General features: G+C 47.2%; 24 protein-coding genes and 1 pseudogene. 12 read left to right on the top strand and 13 right to left on the bottom strand.

Annotated elements, in window-relative coordinates; all coding sequences use genetic code 11:
* Nucleotides 1-3: 3 nt before the first annotated feature.
* Complete coding sequence (locus B4F99_RS11040) at nucleotides 4-441, bottom strand: Rrf2 family transcriptional regulator (protein ID WP_290757874.1); 438 nt, start codon at nucleotides 439-441, stop codon at nucleotides 4-6.
* Between the two features lie 164 nt (nucleotides 442-605).
* On the opposite strand from B4F99_RS11040, the gene B4F99_RS11035 reads away from it, so the two are divergent.
* On the top strand, nucleotides 606-1,241 hold the full coding sequence (locus B4F99_RS11035) for an NAD(P)-dependent oxidoreductase (RefSeq protein WP_290757870.1): 636 nt from the start codon (nucleotides 606-608) through the stop codon (nucleotides 1,239-1,241).
* 128 nt (nucleotides 1,242-1,369) lie between these two features.
* The gene (locus B4F99_RS11030; protein ID WP_290757867.1) at nucleotides 1,370-1,552 is read left to right on the top strand and encodes a hypothetical protein; all 183 of its coding nucleotides are present in this window, start codon (nucleotides 1,370-1,372) and stop codon (nucleotides 1,550-1,552) included.
* A gap of 57 nt (nucleotides 1,553-1,609) precedes the next feature.
* On the opposite strand, the gene B4F99_RS11025 is transcribed toward B4F99_RS11030, so the two are convergent.
* The 4 genes from B4F99_RS11025 to B4F99_RS11010 all read right to left on the bottom strand — a co-directional run bounded on the left by B4F99_RS11025 (nucleotide 1,610) and on the right by B4F99_RS11010 (nucleotide 3,615).
* On the bottom strand, nucleotides 1,610-1,891 hold the full coding sequence (locus B4F99_RS11025) for a hypothetical protein (RefSeq protein WP_290757864.1): 282 nt from the start codon (nucleotides 1,889-1,891) through the stop codon (nucleotides 1,610-1,612).
* A gap of 91 nt (nucleotides 1,892-1,982) precedes the next feature.
* Nucleotides 1,983-2,330: a hypothetical protein gene (locus B4F99_RS11020; protein WP_290757861.1), complete on the bottom strand. Its 348-nt coding sequence runs from the start codon at nucleotides 2,328-2,330 to the stop codon at nucleotides 1,983-1,985.
* 13 nt (nucleotides 2,331-2,343) lie between these two features.
* On the bottom strand, nucleotides 2,344-2,865 hold the full coding sequence (locus tag B4F99_RS11015) for a hypothetical protein (protein WP_290757858.1): 522 nt from the start codon (nucleotides 2,863-2,865) through the stop codon (nucleotides 2,344-2,346).
* Nucleotides 2,866-3,072: 207 nt separating this feature from the next.
* On the bottom strand, nucleotides 3,073-3,615 hold the full coding sequence (locus B4F99_RS11010) for a GNAT family N-acetyltransferase (RefSeq protein ID WP_290757855.1): 543 nt from the start codon (nucleotides 3,613-3,615) through the stop codon (nucleotides 3,073-3,075).
* 214 nt (nucleotides 3,616-3,829) lie between these two features.
* Here B4F99_RS11010 and B4F99_RS11005 point away from each other — a divergent pair, with 214 nt between their 5' ends.
* From B4F99_RS11005 to B4F99_RS10995, 3 genes are read left to right on the top strand one after another with little or no spacing between them, the layout of a single operon-like run.
* Complete coding sequence (locus B4F99_RS11005) at nucleotides 3,830-4,459, top strand: DedA family protein (protein ID WP_290757852.1); 630 nt, start codon at nucleotides 3,830-3,832, stop codon at nucleotides 4,457-4,459.
* A gap of 55 nt (nucleotides 4,460-4,514) precedes the next feature.
* On the top strand, nucleotides 4,515-5,642 hold the full coding sequence (locus B4F99_RS11000) for an MGDG synthase family glycosyltransferase (protein WP_290757849.1): 1,128 nt from the start codon (nucleotides 4,515-4,517) through the stop codon (nucleotides 5,640-5,642).
* Nucleotides 5,643-5,658: 16 nt separating this feature from the next.
* Nucleotides 5,659-6,345 (top strand): polysaccharide deacetylase family protein, encoded by a 687-nt coding sequence (locus B4F99_RS10995; protein ID WP_214853482.1) that lies wholly within the window; start codon nucleotides 5,659-5,661, stop codon nucleotides 6,343-6,345.
* Between the two features lie 46 nt (nucleotides 6,346-6,391).
* Here the strand turns inward: B4F99_RS10995 and B4F99_RS10990 are convergent, their stop codons facing one another.
* The 4 genes from B4F99_RS10990 to B4F99_RS10975 all read right to left on the bottom strand — a co-directional run bounded on the left by B4F99_RS10990 (nucleotide 6,392) and on the right by B4F99_RS10975 (nucleotide 9,316).
* On the bottom strand, nucleotides 6,392-6,637 hold the full coding sequence (locus B4F99_RS10990) for a hypothetical protein (RefSeq protein ID WP_290757844.1): 246 nt from the start codon (nucleotides 6,635-6,637) through the stop codon (nucleotides 6,392-6,394).
* Between the two features lie 33 nt (nucleotides 6,638-6,670).
* Nucleotides 6,671-7,033: a YkvA family protein gene (locus B4F99_RS15520; RefSeq protein ID WP_396136379.1), complete on the bottom strand. Its 363-nt coding sequence runs from the start codon at nucleotides 7,031-7,033 to the stop codon at nucleotides 6,671-6,673.
* A 43-nt stretch (nucleotides 7,034-7,076) separates the two neighbouring features.
* Nucleotides 7,077-8,186, bottom strand: coding sequence for a GGDEF domain-containing protein (locus tag B4F99_RS10980; RefSeq protein ID WP_290757841.1), 1,110 nt, complete (start codon nucleotides 8,184-8,186; stop codon nucleotides 7,077-7,079).
* A gap of 665 nt (nucleotides 8,187-8,851) precedes the next feature.
* A complete protein-coding gene (locus B4F99_RS10975) occupies nucleotides 8,852-9,316 on the bottom strand; it encodes a hypothetical protein (protein ID WP_290757838.1) in 465 nt (154 codons plus the stop codon).
* Nucleotides 9,317-9,529: 213 nt separating this feature from the next.
* Here B4F99_RS10975 and B4F99_RS10970 point away from each other — a divergent pair, with 213 nt between their 5' ends.
* Nucleotides 9,530-10,015, top strand: coding sequence for an NUDIX hydrolase (locus tag B4F99_RS10970; protein WP_035408170.1), 486 nt, complete (start codon nucleotides 9,530-9,532; stop codon nucleotides 10,013-10,015).
* Nucleotides 10,016-10,055: 40 nt separating this feature from the next.
* Here the strand turns inward: B4F99_RS10970 and B4F99_RS10965 are convergent, their stop codons facing one another.
* Nucleotides 10,056-10,547, bottom strand: coding sequence for a DinB family protein (locus B4F99_RS10965; RefSeq protein WP_290757833.1), 492 nt, complete (start codon nucleotides 10,545-10,547; stop codon nucleotides 10,056-10,058).
* 91 nt (nucleotides 10,548-10,638) lie between these two features.
* On the opposite strand from B4F99_RS10965, the gene B4F99_RS10960 reads away from it, so the two are divergent.
* From B4F99_RS10960 to B4F99_RS10945, 4 genes are all read left to right on the top strand, one after another.
* The gene (locus B4F99_RS10960) at nucleotides 10,639-11,394 is read left to right on the top strand and encodes a helix-turn-helix domain-containing protein (RefSeq protein WP_290757829.1); all 756 of its coding nucleotides are present in this window, start codon (nucleotides 10,639-10,641) and stop codon (nucleotides 11,392-11,394) included.
* Nucleotides 11,394-12,029: a M15 family metallopeptidase gene (locus B4F99_RS10955; protein ID WP_290750126.1), complete on the top strand. Its 636-nt coding sequence runs from the start codon at nucleotides 11,394-11,396 to the stop codon at nucleotides 12,027-12,029. Before B4F99_RS10960 ends, B4F99_RS10955 begins: the two co-directional genes overlap by 1 nt.
* Entirely contained in the window at nucleotides 11,999-12,271 is a 273-nt protein-coding gene (locus B4F99_RS10950; RefSeq protein WP_290757826.1) for a phage holin, read from the top strand. Before B4F99_RS10955 ends, B4F99_RS10950 begins: the two co-directional genes overlap by 31 nt.
* 134 nt (nucleotides 12,272-12,405) lie before the next feature.
* Nucleotides 12,406-13,545, top strand: a complete 1,140-nt coding sequence (locus B4F99_RS10945; protein WP_290757823.1) for a GGDEF domain-containing protein — start codon at nucleotides 12,406-12,408, stop codon at nucleotides 13,543-13,545.
* Nucleotides 13,546-13,594: 49 nt separating this feature from the next.
* On the opposite strand, the gene B4F99_RS10940 is transcribed toward B4F99_RS10945, so the two are convergent.
* Entirely contained in the window at nucleotides 13,595-13,888 is a 294-nt protein-coding gene (locus tag B4F99_RS10940) for a hypothetical protein (RefSeq protein ID WP_035408158.1), read from the bottom strand.
* A gap of 205 nt (nucleotides 13,889-14,093) precedes the next feature.
* On the bottom strand, nucleotides 14,094-14,777 hold the full coding sequence (locus tag B4F99_RS10935; protein WP_290757818.1) for a hypothetical protein: 684 nt from the start codon (nucleotides 14,775-14,777) through the stop codon (nucleotides 14,094-14,096).
* A gap of 124 nt (nucleotides 14,778-14,901) precedes the next feature.
* Between B4F99_RS10935 and B4F99_RS10930 the strand changes: the two are divergent.
* A pseudogene (locus tag B4F99_RS10930) lies at nucleotides 14,902-15,976 on the top strand (threonine aldolase family protein).
* Here B4F99_RS10930 and B4F99_RS10925 read toward each other — a convergent pair.
* Entirely contained in the window at nucleotides 15,946-16,353 is a 408-nt protein-coding gene (locus tag B4F99_RS10925; RefSeq protein WP_290757815.1) for a MerR family transcriptional regulator, read from the bottom strand. The pseudogene B4F99_RS10930 and the gene B4F99_RS10925 overlap by 31 nt on opposite strands.
* A gap of 82 nt (nucleotides 16,354-16,435) precedes the next feature.
* Here B4F99_RS10925 and B4F99_RS10920 point away from each other — a divergent pair, with 82 nt between their 5' ends.
* Nucleotides 16,436-17,185, top strand: a complete 750-nt coding sequence (locus tag B4F99_RS10920) for an SDR family NAD(P)-dependent oxidoreductase (RefSeq protein ID WP_290757812.1) — start codon at nucleotides 16,436-16,438, stop codon at nucleotides 17,183-17,185.
* Nucleotides 17,186-17,212: the final 27 nt, after the last annotated feature.

Below are 17,212 nucleotides of genomic sequence, written 5' to 3'. Positions count from 1 at the left end.
GCATCATCCTTTCGAGGACGATGCTTCTTTTTGTTTGATTTCATTGACGATATCATCAAGCGTGACATGAGCCAGCACTTTCTCAAGGGCGGATTGTGCAAGCTCGAAGATTGGCGTGACCGTCGATTGGATGTTTCGTCCGACCGGGCAGTCTGGATTCGGTGCTGCATGGACGCCGAACAATTCCTTGTCCGGTACGACAGCGACAGCGTGATAAACGTCAAGCAGCGTGATGCTAGACAATGGACGGGCGAGCCGCGCACCGGCAACACCCGGACGAACTTCAATCAAATCGGCTTTTTTGAGCATGCTCATGATTTTACGGATGACAACCGGATTCGTATTGACGCTGCCGGCAATCAAGTCGGATGTCATTTTCTCGTCGGTCGCAATCAACGAGAGAATGTGGATACCGACGGAAAAACGTGTACTGATGGCCAACGGATGACCCCTCCTTCTTAAAAACAGTGTTCTCTTATTATACGTCGTATTATTCATTTGGCAAGAAACGGGGAATAGAGACAGTAATGTTGACAAACACTTCAATTGTAACTATATTGGTTACATGTAATCAAAGTAGTTACATATCAAAAGGAGGAATCATCATGAACATTGGAGTTATCGGTGCAACAGGAAAAGCAGGGCAATTGATTCTACAAGAAGCAATCGAGCGCGGGCATGACGTCACAGCAATCGTCCGTAATGCGGCAAAAGTGACGGCTAACGTCACGATTCTCGAGCGCGATGTCCTCGCTCTGACGAAAGACGACTTGAACGAGTTTGACGCAATCGTCAATGCGTTTAACGCAGCACCCGGTGAGGAGACGAAACATATCGAAGTCGGGCGTCACTTGATCAATCTGTTAGCAGGTAGTAAGACGCGCCTATTCGTCGTCGGTGGAGCAGGAAGCCTATTCGTTGACGAGAGTCATTCGACACGCGTCATGGAAACACCGGATTTCCCGGAAGCGTATTATCCGACAGCCTCGAACATGGGGAAAAATCTGATCGAACTACAAGGACAGCAAGACGTGACGTGGACGTATCTCAGCCCCGCTGGATTCTTTGATCTGAGCGGTCAACGAACAGGAACGTATTCGGTCGGCGGTGAGCAGATGATTCTAAATGCAAAAGGGGAGAGCTACATCAGTTACGCGGATTACGCTATTGCTGTAGTGGATGAGCTTGAAAACGGACAACACCTCAACGAACGGTTTTCCGTCGTTGGTGAACAAGGATGATGATGTCAGACCGACTCGTGGAGTCGGTCTTTTATGATGGGCGGAGTACGAGATACAGCGGAGGACGGATGGCGAAGTGGCGCGGTTTGCTTAAAATGAGAAGAGAAACGACAAAAGGAGCATACATCATGATGCGACGATGTTTTAGTATCATCAGTCTGTTAGCTGTCTTGATCGTCTGTACGACGTCGACGCAACCGTCTCGGTTCGAACGTTCGGAACCAGTCGCGACGATTGAGGATCATTACGCAGGACAAATCAATTGGCCGAGTGACACCGATCCGTTGCTAGAGCTTCATGCCAAACCGTGATCTACATATGACCGATCAAAACCCGTCTCCTTAAAGAAGACGGGCTTTTTGGTGACGTTAAATGACAGTCATTGCGCTCAAGAAGACGAAGAAGAACGTGATGCCGCTCGTCAAAATCAAAAAGGGGAGGACGATCAGTAATTCGAGATGCATACGAACGCCGTGGTAAAGCAGAAAGAACAAAGTCAAACAGGCGGTCGTGATCGTCAACGCAAGAGAAGTCATCAAGAGATGAAGAGGTTCGACGAACGGAACGAGAGACGATCCTGTGATCGTATCGAAAGCTAAACCGAAGGACAAAAAAATGAGTAAATACAGAAGCGATTTTTGACGAAACATGCGGCATGTCTCCTTTTACTAAACGATACATTTAGTATAAAGCGTAGGTCATCTTGTTTTATCTAACAAAAATGTAAGAAAGTGGCTGATTTCAAACAGCTGAACCTTTCTTGTATAACAATGTCAAACGCGTCATCAAAAAGTAGAGGAAAGCGGCGCTACTCGCGATTGCCTGAAAATAGATCGGTTGAAACAGACCTTTGAATACAAGTAACAGTACGCCACCGAGTAATAAAGCGATGCCTTGATTCAGGAGGAGGTGTGTTATCCAAGGTAGTGGACGTGAGCGAAATCGGAAGTAACGAATCGCGTCAGTCAGGATGCCACCAATCGTGATGACGATCACAAACGACAGCAATGTCTCGAAGACACCTGGATAATAGCCGACGTCCGGATCGGGCATGAGACGTGGTGATGACGGAAGGTGTTGATAAACCATCAGAAAAATCCAATTACTCATCAGAAGTCGAAATGACAGACGGATCATGGTAATCCTCCTTTCCAGTCTTCATGAGGATGAATAGACGGGTGATCATTACATATAAAAAGGTAGCGACTACGTTTCCGATGAAAAATAGCGCGGGAAGTGAACTGAACAAGATGAACGCACCGGCAAACACGAAGACCGTACCTTGATGAACGAGGAGATGCCTCATCCACGGTAGCGAACGTTTCGTGAAGCGGACAGCTAACAGAGCGTCAGCAATCACGATACCGCTGAAGAATAATAGCATGACAGCATCCAACTGTTCATTGACGAGCTGCACCGCGTAAGACAAAAACGGAACCATCATCGTCATCGAGCCAAACAATTGGAGAAACAGAAAAAAGCTGAAGACGGTCCGACCGAGCCACCCGAACAGATAGTGGAGGAATGATGGATACTTTCGCGCCGACTCGGAGACGATGAAATAGATCAACGCTACACCAGAATAGAATAAGATGAGAACGAGCGAAAACGAATTCGATTGCATGAGCAGATAGAGGACAATGCTTGCGAAATGGCGGGACCGGCAAACAATAGACCAATCATAAAGAAGTCAGTGAAGGAAGTGCCGTATATTGTTGGATCACCCCTCTCAAGCCTAGCAATGAGTGCATACAAGAATGCGAACAATATCGCGGTAATAAAACTATTCTTTACGATAGATAACAGAAGGTAAGCCCTTTCCGACTGACGTTTAAAATAGTTTATACCAATACAATGTCAGATCGATATGTGGATTGGCGAATTGTTTTAAACTATCGGCACCGCCGAGCTCGAAGCCTTCTCGCTCGTAAAAACGGCAAGCAATCAGGTTATCGTCCTGTGCTTCGAGTGACAGACCACTCAACTCGCGTTGTTGTGCCCATTTCGTCGCAGCAACAAGCAATTGGTGTCCGACGCCAAGTTTACGAAATGCTTGTTTGACCGCGATGTTTTCGATATAGGCGAAACGGTTCCAGTCACGAACAAGGCGAATGTGACCGATACAAGAAGTGCCGGAAAAGGCGAGGAGGACGATTCGATTCTCGTTTTCGATATATGTCGTCCAATCGAGTCGATCGTCAGGGAAACGGGTTTCAGTAGCGGTTTCATAGAGTTCTTCCGTATAGGACCATGTGGTACCAGAAAACTGCGGAACGATGCGTCCGATAATTGGGAATGGATCGTTGGCATGGTTGACGAATGGAATGCTCTCGAACGATAGCGGTTGAATCGTTAGCTTTTCAGTCTCTTTCATTGTCATCCTCCTTCTGTCTATAGAGATCTACTTCACTCTATTCATCATCTCCTACAGACTGAGAATTGTCACGAGGAGAGATGCGAGAACAGGTCAATTTTCGAATGAACCAGGTTTTAATTTTTCTAAAAAAGGAATTGCTTCAACAGGAACGAATACATAGTCTGAAGACGTTGAAACAGTACAGAAAGACAGCAGTAGAGGACGTGACAACATGAATATGGATACGGTCAATCAGTATCTCGATGCCTATGGATACGGCGTTATTTTCATTTTTTTATTTTTTGGCATCGTCGGGATTCCAGCACCGGAAGAGTCCTTACTCGTCCTGATCGGCATCTTAAGTGGTCAAAACGAAGAACGTTTAATCTATTCGATCTTGACCGCGTATGCTGGGACGTTCGTCGGTATGCTGACGGCATATGGAGCAGGTCGCTTCTTCGGACCGACTGTCCTACGATACGGTCGATTCATCGGATTGACGAAGGAACGTTGGGAGCGGGTGTCAAACGGCTACATGGAACGAATCAATCGAACGATAATCGGCGGTCTTTATATTCCGGGGGTGCGACAGATCAATCCATATTTTGCAGGCATGAAGCGGATTTCTTTCGGTCGGTACTTTTTTGTGTCAGCAATCGGTTCCGCGCTGTGGGTCGTACCCTTTGTCTTACTCGGTCATTTTGCAGGAAAGACATTTCATATCAAGCCGGAAGTCGTACCGTATTTCGGACTTGCTTTACTCGTATTGTTCCTGCTCGGAGTGCTCGTGAAATGGCTCAAGCGGAAGCGACTTGAGAAACGCGTCGTTTCAGGGAAAAACGAAGCGGGAAAAGAAGACTAAACGTTACTTCTTTTTTTGAAGGAACGTCGGAACAGTTTGAAGGAGTGGACGAACGATGCAAAAAATAGTGATCTTTCCTTTTTTAAGGATGCGATCCGGTCATCATCTGGTTGCCGAAGCGATCGCCGAACGACTGCAAGGTCCAGGGGTTGAAGTCAAGGAAGTAGAATTGCTCAGTACGATCAGCCCGTTTGCGGAATGGGTGACATCGAAGTTTTACCTGAACTGGATCCGACACTTCTCAAACGGCTACAGCCGTTTTTATCACCAGCATATTGCCGGACGTTCGAGCAATGCGCGGTCGACAGGGTGGACATCGCATTATTTCCAACAACAGATGTTACGGATCATCCGGACGGAACAACCGGACGTCATCATCTGTACACATGCGTTTCCTTCCTATCTCTTGAATCAATTAAAGGAACGAAACCTTTGTGACGTACCGGTCATCAATGCCTATACGGATTTATTCGTCAGCCGCGTCTGGGGAAAGACGCATATCGAGTATCATCTGTTGCCGAATCGTGAGGCAAGGCAAGAATTGCACGAGCATCATGCTGTACCCATTGAGCGCTTGTTCGTGACAGGTATCCCCGTCCATCCAGCAATCGCTGGCGGTTCCATTTTTCGCTCGACGCAGTCACGCAAACAAATTCTTGTCGCAGGCGGAAACGGTGGACTAGGTCAACTCGAGACCTTACTGACGCAGATCGAACAGTGTCCAGAAGCAGATTTCCATGTCTTATGTGGGAAGAACCAAAAATTGTATAAACGACTAGCTTCGCGACGTCATCCACATATCCATCCGCTCACCTATATCGATTCACGGGATGAGATGAATCAGTTGTATGAACGAATGGATGCGATCGTCACGAAACCGGGTGGCGTGACGGTCAGTGAAGCATTCGAAAAACGTGTACCGTTGTTCATTCAGCACGTCCTACCGGGACAAGAAGAGATCAATCGTACGTATTTGATGGAGAAAGGACTTGCGTTCGCATTTCATCAAACGGATAAACTTGCGGACGTCATCCGTCGGACGCTTGAGAACCCAGACGTCATGCATGCTTGGCAACAAGCAGTCACAGTGTATCAAAATGATCGCGTCATGGCCGATCAGCGGTTCTTCGCGGCACGGATTGCGGGTTGCTTGCAAGACCGTCGCCGAAAAGTAAATGAATAAAAGGGAGTTAGTTTCTATGCGTTCACGTCTTATCACAGCAGGAATTCTCGCGACAATCGCTTATACGGTCGTCCCGTACGTGGCGTCACGCGTCTTTGGGTGGCGCGTGACAAAATCACTGAACTCACGATACGTCTCCTTGACGTTCGATGATGGTCCAGATCCCGTCTATACGGCAGAACTGCTTGATCTCTTAAAACAAGAAGGCATTCAGGCGACGTTTTTTGTCGTTGGTCATAAAGCAGAAGCACATCCGGACCTCATTCGCCGGATACACGACGAGGGGCATCAACTCGGTATCCACAATTACGTCCATCGACCGAACTGGTCGATGCGACCGTCGACGGTCCGGGCAGGAATCGAGCGGACGGCTATGATCATTGAACGGATCACCGGTGAACGTCCGACGGTCTATCGTCCACCGTGGGGTGCACTCAATGCCGGAGATGTCCTCTGTCCAACCGCTTACAAGATGATTCTCTGGTCGAAGATGGCGGAAGACTGGAAGGTAGAAGGCGGGACAGTAAAAATCAAGAGGCTACTATCGAATGTGTCAGAAGGAGATATCATCTTGCTCCACGATAACGGGGATACGTTCGGCGCGGACCCACAAGCACCTGTGCAGACGATTGAAGCGCTTCGTGAACTCTTGCCGAACTGGAAAGCACGCGGCTTACAGTTTCGTCGCATTGATCAAACGTAAAAAAAGAGGAGCTATCCGGTGCAGGATAGCTCCTCTTTTGCATGGATTATGCTTCGCGTGACAAGTCCTCATCTTCTTGACTATGATGGAGAATCAAGCGCCGCACGACGAACGAGCGTAAGAATAGGATGAAGGTGATGACCGGAAGTAGTAACCACCAAGAGTGCGTCAAAAATAAGTCGTCGAACGTCGTGATCATGACGAAATGACGACCAATGTAAAGCCACATGAAAAAGGAACTGACGAATAGAATTGCTTCCGCCGTTGTCATGAACTCAAACTCATTTTTCATTGAACTACTCCTTGTGGATGGATTTGGTTTTTTTTACACTGTCCACCATATCACAAGACCGATACCAATGCCCCAACAACCTAATACGAACGCTAGACCATAACGTCGGAGCAATGGAAAGGAACGCGTTCCTTGTTGTTCAAGTCGTCGTTGTGCTTGTGTCAAGATCTCTTTAGGAATCGAACGGATGATGAAGTAGATACCGAGTGGAACGAGTAAGAGATCGTCGAGAAGGCCGATGACGGGCAAAAAATCTGGTATCAAGTCGATCGGACTGACAGTATAGGCGATCAAGGCGATGATTCCCCATTTGATATGACGAGGTAAACGAGGATGTTCGATTGCATAAGAGAGGACAGATAATTGTTGCTTCATCCGTTTAGCGATCTGTTTCATTCGCTCTAATTCATTCGCTCTAACATAGGCGAGTACTCCTTTCTTATGAGCGAACCGGTTCCCGTTCGTTTGTCGTGACGGCTGCCTCGCCATCCGTTTCATACAGAATGACACGATTTCGTCCTTGTTCCTTTGAGGCATATAATGCGTCGTCCGCAAGAATATTCATTCGTTGAATGGCGATATGTTTCCCGTGAGCGATCCCGACGGATGCCGTGATGGCAATCGACGGGGATCCGTCAAGCTGAAAGTGTGTGTTCGCGATCCGTTCTCGAATCCGGTTAGCGACTTTCATGACTTTTGGAGGCGTGAGATCATAGATGAGGACCATGAATTCCTCGCCGCCAATTCGAGCAGTGATATCATGCGGACGTGTCTCCTCCTGTAAGATCCGTGCGAACTGTTGCAAGACGAGATCACCGTTCGCATGACCGTACGTATCGTTGACATGCTTGAAATGATCGATATCGAGCGCGAGCACATTGTAGACGCGTCCTTCTGCTTCAAGCAATGCCGTCTGTTCGTCCCAGACACGCCGATTGTACAGTCCTGTCAAGTGATCGAGTTCTGCTGATTGTTTATAACGCTGGACCTGTTCGTTGAGCAACTGAAAGTCGATCGTCAAGAGACTCGATAACAGTCCAACTGCAAGTCCGATCGTCCACGTTGAAGCAAGTAAACGAAGAGCGGCGTCACTGAAGCCGAGATTGATCGAGACAGCGATCGAGATCATGAACAAGGACCAGACGTTCATGATCAGGTTTTGCAAGAGCGGTCGATGGAGTAACCGCTTATGAATGAAGTACATCCCGGTGCTGATGCCGAGGACTGCGAGAAAGGCGACGATTGATTGCGGGGTCCAGCCGAAGTAAAATCGAGAACAGCCGATGATCAGTGTCGCAATGATGAGAGGCGAACGAACGCCATAAAAAGCGAGCAGGACGAGCGGTAAATGACGTAAGTCCATCCGTAACGATTCGTTGACGGCAATTCCTTTGAACATCAATAGCACACCGAGTAGTCCGGTCGCAAGACCAACGATGAGGGACTTCATTCTGCTCGATGCGAGGCGTTGACTATAGATGATTTTAGCGATCAAATAAAAGCCGGTGAAGGCGATACAGGCATTCAATAACAACTCGGCAATGAACATGAGTTCCACATCCTTGAGTATGATACTTTCACGATAGCAGTTTGATAAGGGATGTCAACGAGAGAGACTCAAAATGTTAAAGATTCAGGAAAAGCCTTGCTCGATTGAAAGCATTTGGTAAAATAAGAAAGCTTCAGGAAAAGGGAGGGATGAAGTAAAAATAAAACGTCTTATGATTGAGGCACGGAAACTTGACGGACGTCCGCACTATTCGTGGGATGGATATGTCCTAACGCAGCCGCTTATACATACGACAACTATAGTCTCGAATTCTAGCCGTTTGACGGCTATTTAGATGCTTTCATCCCGACCGTCATGAATAGGAATGATGGAAAGGATACCCAATAAAAAAAACCGCGATATTACGCATTTAGTCTGTTCCCTTTTGTTTCAAGACGTTTGAGTCAGTCTATACGTTGACTCTCTTGATCCTATCATTAAAGCTAGGGGTCCACCTGTTTGTCACGTCTTAGTAGAGTAATTCGATATAGTTCATTGAAATATCCTGTAGTGAGAGTATCGTCGTCTACGTAACGTTATGGAAGTCGCTGAACGTTCGTTTGTGATCCAAGCGTACTTTAAACAATGAACAAACGGCTTGAGTCCGGTAAAGTACCGAATTCAAGCCGTGTTAAGGGACATTCGTTCATCTGTTAACGATTCATTCATGAAGTAACAATATGTTTCTTCATCATGTATTGCATGCAATTAAAAAAGGCACTGATGGCTAGTGGGATGATGACGATACTTATTCCTACAAGCACTAATCCAGGAGCATCGTCTAACTGACCTATATAAAAGAATACAGGGAGAATAGAAACCGCTAAAACAGCAATCACGAGGAATGCCTTTTTAATGCTATTCGACGATGAAGAAATACGAATAGCCGTGTCCTGCCTTTTTGTAAAGACGCTCAAAATGCGGAAACCGTGAAAAATAGAAGTCATTAGCGGTATAAGAGCAATATAAGCAACGATCAATACGACATATCCTGGTTTTTCAAAAATGATTGAACTCTTGATTCCGTTCAGCAATGTAGGGATTGCATAGCCCGCTAAACCCAGTAGACCAAGAGATAGTACAAATAGGCATGACTTTAGTAAAAAAACACTTAACTTCGGGGGATTCATGGTAGCAATCCTTCTTTCCATATGACTTTTCATTTAGTGATCTATGTAAAGTGTATGATGAGATACGAACTATTACGTTAGACTTTATACTGATTTTGTAACGATTAATATAAAGCTAACCGCATTACCGCGTTCTTTAGATATCAATATGTTTAAGTGTCATTGTGATAAAAAATAAAAAATGTAAAAGAGAAGTGAAGGGAGGTATGATGAATGAAAACGATTCGTTGTCATCGTGCATTTGGAGTCTATGGCTTATTAATGAAAGAGGATGCTTTACTCGTCATTGATAAAAATGGTGGACCGTATATCAATCGCTATGATTTACCAGGGGGTAGCCTAGAAGAAGGGGAGACGCTCGCTACGGCGATGCGTCGTGAGTTTACGGAAGAGACAGGGCTTGAGGTAGCACTCGAACGACAGATCGGCGTCGCTGACTTCAAGCTCCCGTGGGACTGGCGAGAGTTCGATGAAGTCCATCATATCGCCGTCTTTTATCTCGTTCGACAGACCGGTGGAACGCTTGGCATTCCCGAGCAATTCGTCGGACAAGACTCACTCGGTGCGCGTTGGGTCAAGGCGAGTGAAGTTTCAATCGACAATGCGTCACCGCTCGTACTTGAAGCATTCCGCTGGATTGAGGAACAACAACTCGATCTTGAGGCACGACACTTTTCGAATTGGGATGTCTTAAAATGAATCGAAGCGCTCTTCGCATGCGGAGAGCGCTTTTTCCTGTTCACTTGGCTAGCGCAGCGTCGAGTCGTCGTTTTTGATTCCGGTGATGCGCGAGATGGTACGAGACGAGGGCATACCACTCGGCAGCGTTCAACCAGCCCATCCCACCGTGTTGCGTCTTTTGATCAACAGGTGTCGACTGAGCACTCGTTGCGAGCGTTACGTGACGATCAATCAGCTGCAACCAACGTGTCCGTAATTGTTCAACCTGATCCGTCTCGTTCGGTGGGGCGTTCATCGCATCCGGTAACCGGATCGGTGTCGCCGGAAATGCACCGACAGCAAATAACTGTTCGCCGAACGGTGACTTCCCGGACGTGGTCACGGGTGCGAACCGGCACGACTCGACTTCATCCAAATACTCATGACTGACGACGATCAAATGATCGTACATTTGACTAATCGACCACGTGTCATGATCGAGATGATGAATCAACCCCTCCGGATGATAGCGATCAAGTTCTTGTAGATAATAGGTGAATAGTTCGTTCATCCTGTCACTCCTCTCAAAAAATATCTTCTTCACTCTTTTCGAACAATCCTCGATTTCTTCCTGTCATATTTCCTAGAAAGGAGGAATCACCATGCAAGCTCCATATCTTCCGGTTCCCCATACGCTCTTACGGAGCGGGACGGCATTCGCGTCCGTCCATGAAAAAATGATCTACCTGATCCTTGAAAGCTTCAGCGGTCAAGATGGTCAAGCGTTTCCGTCCTATCAGACGATTGCCGATGCTGTTCCGTGCAGTAAATCGACAGTCAAGTCGTGTATCCAGTCCTTGATCGCAAGTGGTCGGATCGAGAAAGTCGAACGGTTCACGAAACACGGAGGACAGACCTCGAATGCTTATCGTGTCCTGCCCCGTGTCGATACGCCATCCCCGGCGAGTCACGAGACGACTGCCCCCGAGACTTCTGCTGACTCCGAAGAAGAAGTCTTGAAGAAGACGTCTTTAAAAAAGGAACTGGTGCAACAGTATGAGTCGAATCTCGGAAAGGCGTCACCACGAATCGAACAAGAGTTGCTGTTGCTTGCGAACGAACATCCAATCGAGCGAATCCAGTACGCAATTGAAGAAGCGGGACGGGCGAACAGTCGTCATTTCGGTTACATTGAACAGGTCGTTAAGCGTCTTGCAACCGGATCCGCGACAGAACGTCCGAAACAAGTAACCAAACGTTCGAGAAGGAACAACTCATTATTTCAATTACCGAATTGGGTAGAACGTGAAAAAAAAGCACAACGCGCTTACGAAGCAAAACAACAGGAACGACAAGTCATTCCTGACGATGACGAGATTGCTGCTTTATTACATACATTGACTAGGGAGGGAGCCTGATGCAACTAGAAGAATTACTGCGACGCGCGAATCAAAAACTAACCGTTCCCGGCATGCATCCGTCGGTCGTCCGGATTGCCCGTGACGTGATTCAAGAGCTTTATCCGCATGGAATCAAACTCGGTATAGCCCAAAGTTTTCGGAGCATTGCGGAACAGAACGCGTTATACGCAAAAGGACGGACGACCCAAGGACCGATCGTGACGCAAGCCCGTGGTGGACAATCAAACCATAATTTTGGTGTTGCAATTGACGTGTTCCTTTACGAAGACGGTGCATTATTTCTTTCTCCACCGGACGCGCGACTTCGCCGAATCGTTGCGGCAATGAAACGGCGCGGAATGGACTGGGGAGGCGATTGGTCCCGTTTTCCCGATTATCCACATTTTGAATTGTACGATCATGTCAGTCTTGCGCGGCATCACGTGCCAAAACCAGGACACTATCTACGCGAACGAATTCAAGCACCGGAACTCGTCCGAGCGATTGAGAAGCGATTGGGTCTGATGGTGACAGGCATCTTTGATATACGTTTGACGCGAGCCATCCAAGCGTTCCAGCAGACATCTCGACTTGTGGTTGACGGGATTGTTGGACCGCAAACATGGCGTCGTCTCTTTCCGGTGTCGCCATGATTCGTTTTCAAGCATGGCTCCGCCTCATGATACCGCTCTATGTCTTTCTAGAGTTGTTCTTACCGACGCTCGGATTTACCGCTTTACCGGTGTCATCGAATGACGTCGAACGGTTCGTGACCGGTCTGGTTGGGGTAATCGGTTTGTTCGTCGCTTGGTGGAAGAATAACGACGTGACCGAGAGGGCATTAAGACGACGTCAGTCGCAAGAACAGCTGGAAAACACATCCTTAACCGATTGAGCGGTCGGGAAGCGTTTGGATTGTGTCAGCAACGGGCATTATTTCATACAAATGACTAATTGTTTGACTTCAAGATACTGATAGAAGAAATAGACTTTAGTCAAGTAGATAGAGAAAGAAAGGTCGGTCTTCTTGTGAAATGGTCAACGTTGCAACGGTATTTGTTTTTGGCACTCTGTGCGCTTTTATTTACAAGTGTTTGGAGCTATCAAGCTTTCCTAAAAATCGAACGAGAAAACGCCCGTATCTTAAAAGAAGCTATTCCAATCTCGACGGAAGCAGCAGAACTGTTTCCAGCGTTGTTGAATTTAGAACTCAGTGTCCGGAGNNGTTACATCCTTTCACCGAACAAAACGGATCTAGCACAGTATGAACGGACGATTAATCAGCTGGATCAAACGATCACGCGGCTGAACCGGCTCGATGCGAACCATCCCATCATGCGAAAACTCGTTCGGACGGAGGCAATTCCCCGTATCGAGACGGCGACGCAGTTTTACGACACGCAATTTGAACTCGTCAAGGACGGTGACAGAGCTTCAGCAGAGGCAAGACGATATCAAGGAATGCAGTTCATCGAAACGTTCCGACCGGTTGATGCCCGTTTGCGGACAGACGTCAACCGAATCATTGCGGAAGCAACACAACGTTCCGAGCAAGCATCGAGTGCTGCGAAATGGGTCATCGTTGTCGTCGCGAGCATCGCTGTTCTTGTTTTGATTGCCTTCATCCAGACGTTTCGAATGGAACGCAGCAAACAAGTCTTGATTCATCGTTCCTTGCATGATGCATTGACTGGCATCCCGAATCGGCGAGCGTTCGATGAACGATTGGAGAAGCTTCTCGAAGAAGCCAAACAAGGGCGGACACCGCTCTCCTTAATACTGATTGATGTCGATGCCTTCAAGTCCTACAATGACACGTATGGTCACTTAAAAGGGGATGAATGTTTGAAGGAAGTGGCTCGCGTCATAAAACGGCAGGCTCGGCATGGACAAGTCGCACGATACGGAGGAGAGGAGTTCACGGTTTTACTGACGCGTGGCATAGAAGAAACCCGTCATATCGCAGAACGGATTCGACAGGACATTCTTGATTTGAACATCACACACGAGCAGTACGAACCCCTTTGCCGGGTCAGCGTCAGTCTTGGCTTGACGTCACTTGTACCCGAAGCACAGACGACAGAGAAGGAAATCATCGACCAAGCCGATCAAGCACTGTATCGAGCGAAAGAGAACGGACGGAATCAGATTGGGGACTTGGCAGGGTGAATACGATAAAATCCCCCGCGTGAGTGTTTGCTTCTCACACGGGGGATTTTCATTGTAGGATGACGCAATACGATCGATCGGAAATGAGAGGCGCCGATATGACATAAACCGTCCTGACAGGTTCACCACCGACACGCGCATTAAGTTGTGTGAGCTGGGAACGAATCTTACGGCTTAAGCCATATCGTAATTCAGTACTGAGCTCATCAACATCTTCCTGTACGTGCAAGAGAAGTTGAAACGGTTCAAGCGAAAAGATTGAAAAATCACAGGAAATCCGTGGATCCTCGAATTTTTCATTCAATTCCTTCTTAATGTAATAGGCTTCTTGTGCACTAATCAACTTTTCTCACCTCACTCTCCTGGTAAATCAACTCTTTCTCTACTATAGTCTATATTACCCATTTTTCTGGTAACTAATCGTCTGATTTTGAAAAAAAGTCAATTCGATTTTTGAAATCATCCAAAATCTATTTTCAAGAAATCCTCTTAAACTCCGCAAAAAAAAACGCCAAGCTTCAATGAGCAGGGCGGAAGGAGAGAATAATTCAAGAAATCGAAGACTGGACATGGCATTTCTTTAAATATTGTTCCATAGCTTGGACGAAGAAGGTCAGTTGATGAGTGGAGATGACGGGTACCTTTCCGTACCGCACTTCAAAATAAAGCGGATCAACAGGTGATGGAAAAGCGATTCGGTCGAACCATTCCGTCACGGTCTCATGTGTCCTGCGCTGTAATGAAAACGGAAGTTGCTCATTAAAACGAACGAGTTGTTTTCGAATCGTGTCAGCAGGCAGGTCTTTTGTCTCATAAACGAAAATCGGGAAGCGTGGTGGAAGTACATGACCCGATGCATCAAGTCGCGGACGACGCAACCACTGGAGATAGTGCCATAAAAACCAGCTACAAAACAGGAGAACGAGACATAAGATGAGAAGATAAGGAGGTGTCGTCACCGAAGAGTCAAACCCGGTCCGGAACCAAGGAGTAGGAGGATCGGCTTCACTAATCGTGACAGTACTTCCGTCTCCGCCGTATGAGGTTCCTTCCTCGACTGCACTAAACATCGATGCTTTCGGACCACAGCGATCTATGCAGTATGTATTTGTTGCTGGATCGATTCGTCCAAGCAGTGATGTATAGAATGTCGGGACGAATTGTTGAATGGCAAGCAGTAGAAGACAGACGATTGAAATAAGAAGCAACAGGCGAGTGCGGAGCGTTTGCACAATAGGGACACCTCCTTTGACGAGTACGACTAACAGACGTTCGCTACACAGTATAGCAAAAGTGGAGATGGAATATTTTGATTTTTTCAAAAAATAGTCATTGATTGAGAAAGGAATGAATAGTATGGATTTACGATCGAGTTACCAAAAAGCGACAAAACGATTGGACGGACACGGAAGTCGAACCATCGGAATATTACAAGAAGCGTTGCAAATCGTTTCTGCCGATCAACCAAGCGATATGTATGGAAACGGCGAATTGATTAAAACGTTCGAACGTAAGATAGCAGACTTACTCGGGCACGACGATGCGATCTTTTTTCCGAGCGGTACGATGGCGCAACAAATTGCGTTACGGATCTGGTCTGATGAACGGAATAATCGTAAGGTCGCCTACCATCCCCTTTGTCACCTCGAGATTCATGAGCAGGATGGGTTGAAGGAATTACACGGGATTAAACCAGTACTAGTCGGAGAAGTCGATCGCTTAATGACGATAGACGACGTCAAAGCCTTGCCGGACGTCAGCTGCCTGTTACTCGAACTGCCACAACGCGAACTCGGCGGACTGCTTCCGTCGCGTGAGGAACTTGAAATCATTTGTGCATATGCACGGGAACAAGGAATCCGTCTGCACTTGGATGGGGCACGCCTACTTGAAATCTTACCGTACTATGAGGCATCGGCAAAAGAAATCGCAGAGTTATTTGACAGTGTCTATATCTCTTTTTATAAAGGTCTTGGCGGCGTCGCAGGAGCGATCTTAGCCGGACCGGAAGCATTTTGTCGCGAGGCTCGCATCTGGAAACGTCGCTATGGCGGTGATTTGATTAGTCTCTATCCGTATATTCTATCCGCGGATCATTATTATGAACAACGAAAAGACCGGATGGCGGAGNNACTATGTAGCCGCAAAAGCACTAGCGAGCAGCTTGAATGCGATACCAGGCATCTCGACTCGTCCCCTTGAGCCGGTCTCAAACATGTTTCATCTTTACTTTGAGGCAGATAAAGCAGTCGTCGAGGAAAAATTGATTGAAATCCAGTTGCACGGAAAAGTTGGTATCGCCGGCTATCTTGTCGAGAAAGAAAAAGGCTGCGCAACGGAAATCAATATCGGCGATAGTTTTCTTGCATTGACGACTGACGAACGCGAAAGCGTCATTCGTCAGTTGACGGAAGCGTTCTCAGAGGATTGAATGACATCAGGAGCGGGAATCGTAGGATGGAGGCGACGATAGGTGTCGACTTTTTCTGCGATCATTCGCTCCGTTTCTTGTAATGCTGCCAGTTGAGCTAAGACGTTTGCATGGTGTGCTTCAAGCAACGCAAGGCGTTCGAGGGTCGTATCCTGCTCGCCGTGAGCAAGAAACAGTGACACATACGTACGGATTTGCTCGATCGGCATATGCGTTTCACGTAAGCGGAGGACAAATCGAAGCCACGTCACGTCTTGGTCGTCATAACGTCGTTGACCATTCTGGCGCTTCGGAAACAGTAATCCTTCTTTCTCATAATAGTGAATCGTATGGGCACTCGTCATCGTCAGTCGACTGATTTCAGAAATCGTATACATGAATCTCACCTTTCTACTTGACTTAGAGTTCACTCTAAGGATTAGACTCTGACTATACCAAATCGAAAAGGGGATATGCTAGATGAAGTACACGGTCATTACAGGAGCAAGTTCAGGAATTGGGTATGAGACGGCAAAACTACTCGCAGGAAAAGGAAGGTCACTCGTCCTCGTCGCGCGCCGGACGTCTGAACTCGAAAAACTTCGGGATGAAGTCAAACAGATTTCACCAGACAGTGATGTCATCCTCAAGTCGATCGACCTTTCTGATAACCAAAACGTTCATGATCTTTATGAAGGCTTAAATGAACTTGAAATTGAAACATGGATCAATAATGCTGGGTTTGGTGATTTTGATCTCGTCCAGGACATCGATCTCGGGAAAATCGAAAAGATGCTCCGCTTGAACATCGAGGCACTGACGATTTTGTCGAGTCTGTTCGTCCGCGACCATCATGATGTCGAAGGAACGACGCTCGTCAATATCTCGTCAGCTGGCGGCTACCGGATTGTACCGAACGCGGTCACGTATTGCGCGACGAAGTTCTATGTCAGTGCCTATACGGAAGGACTCGCGCAAGAACTGCAAAAAGGCGGCGCAAAACTCCGGGCGAAAGTGCTCGCACCAGCTGCGACCGAGACAGAGTTCGCCGATCGTTCGCGCGGGGAAGTAGGGTTCGACTACAGCAAGAACGTTAAGAAATATCATACGGCGGCTGAAATGGCAGGCTTCCTGCACCAGTTAATCGAAAGTGACGCAATCGTCGGCATCGTCGACGGCGAAACGTATGAATTTGAATTGCGTGGCCCATTGTTTAATTACGCGGGGTAAAAATTAAAGAAAGAGGCTGGGACATAA

The sequence above is a fragment of the Exiguobacterium sp. UBA3491 genome, assembly GCF_002377745.1.
Taxonomy (GTDB): Bacteria; Bacillota; Bacilli; order Exiguobacteriales; family Exiguobacteriaceae; genus Exiguobacterium_A.
This window is presented reverse-complemented; position numbering and strand designations above follow the sequence as displayed.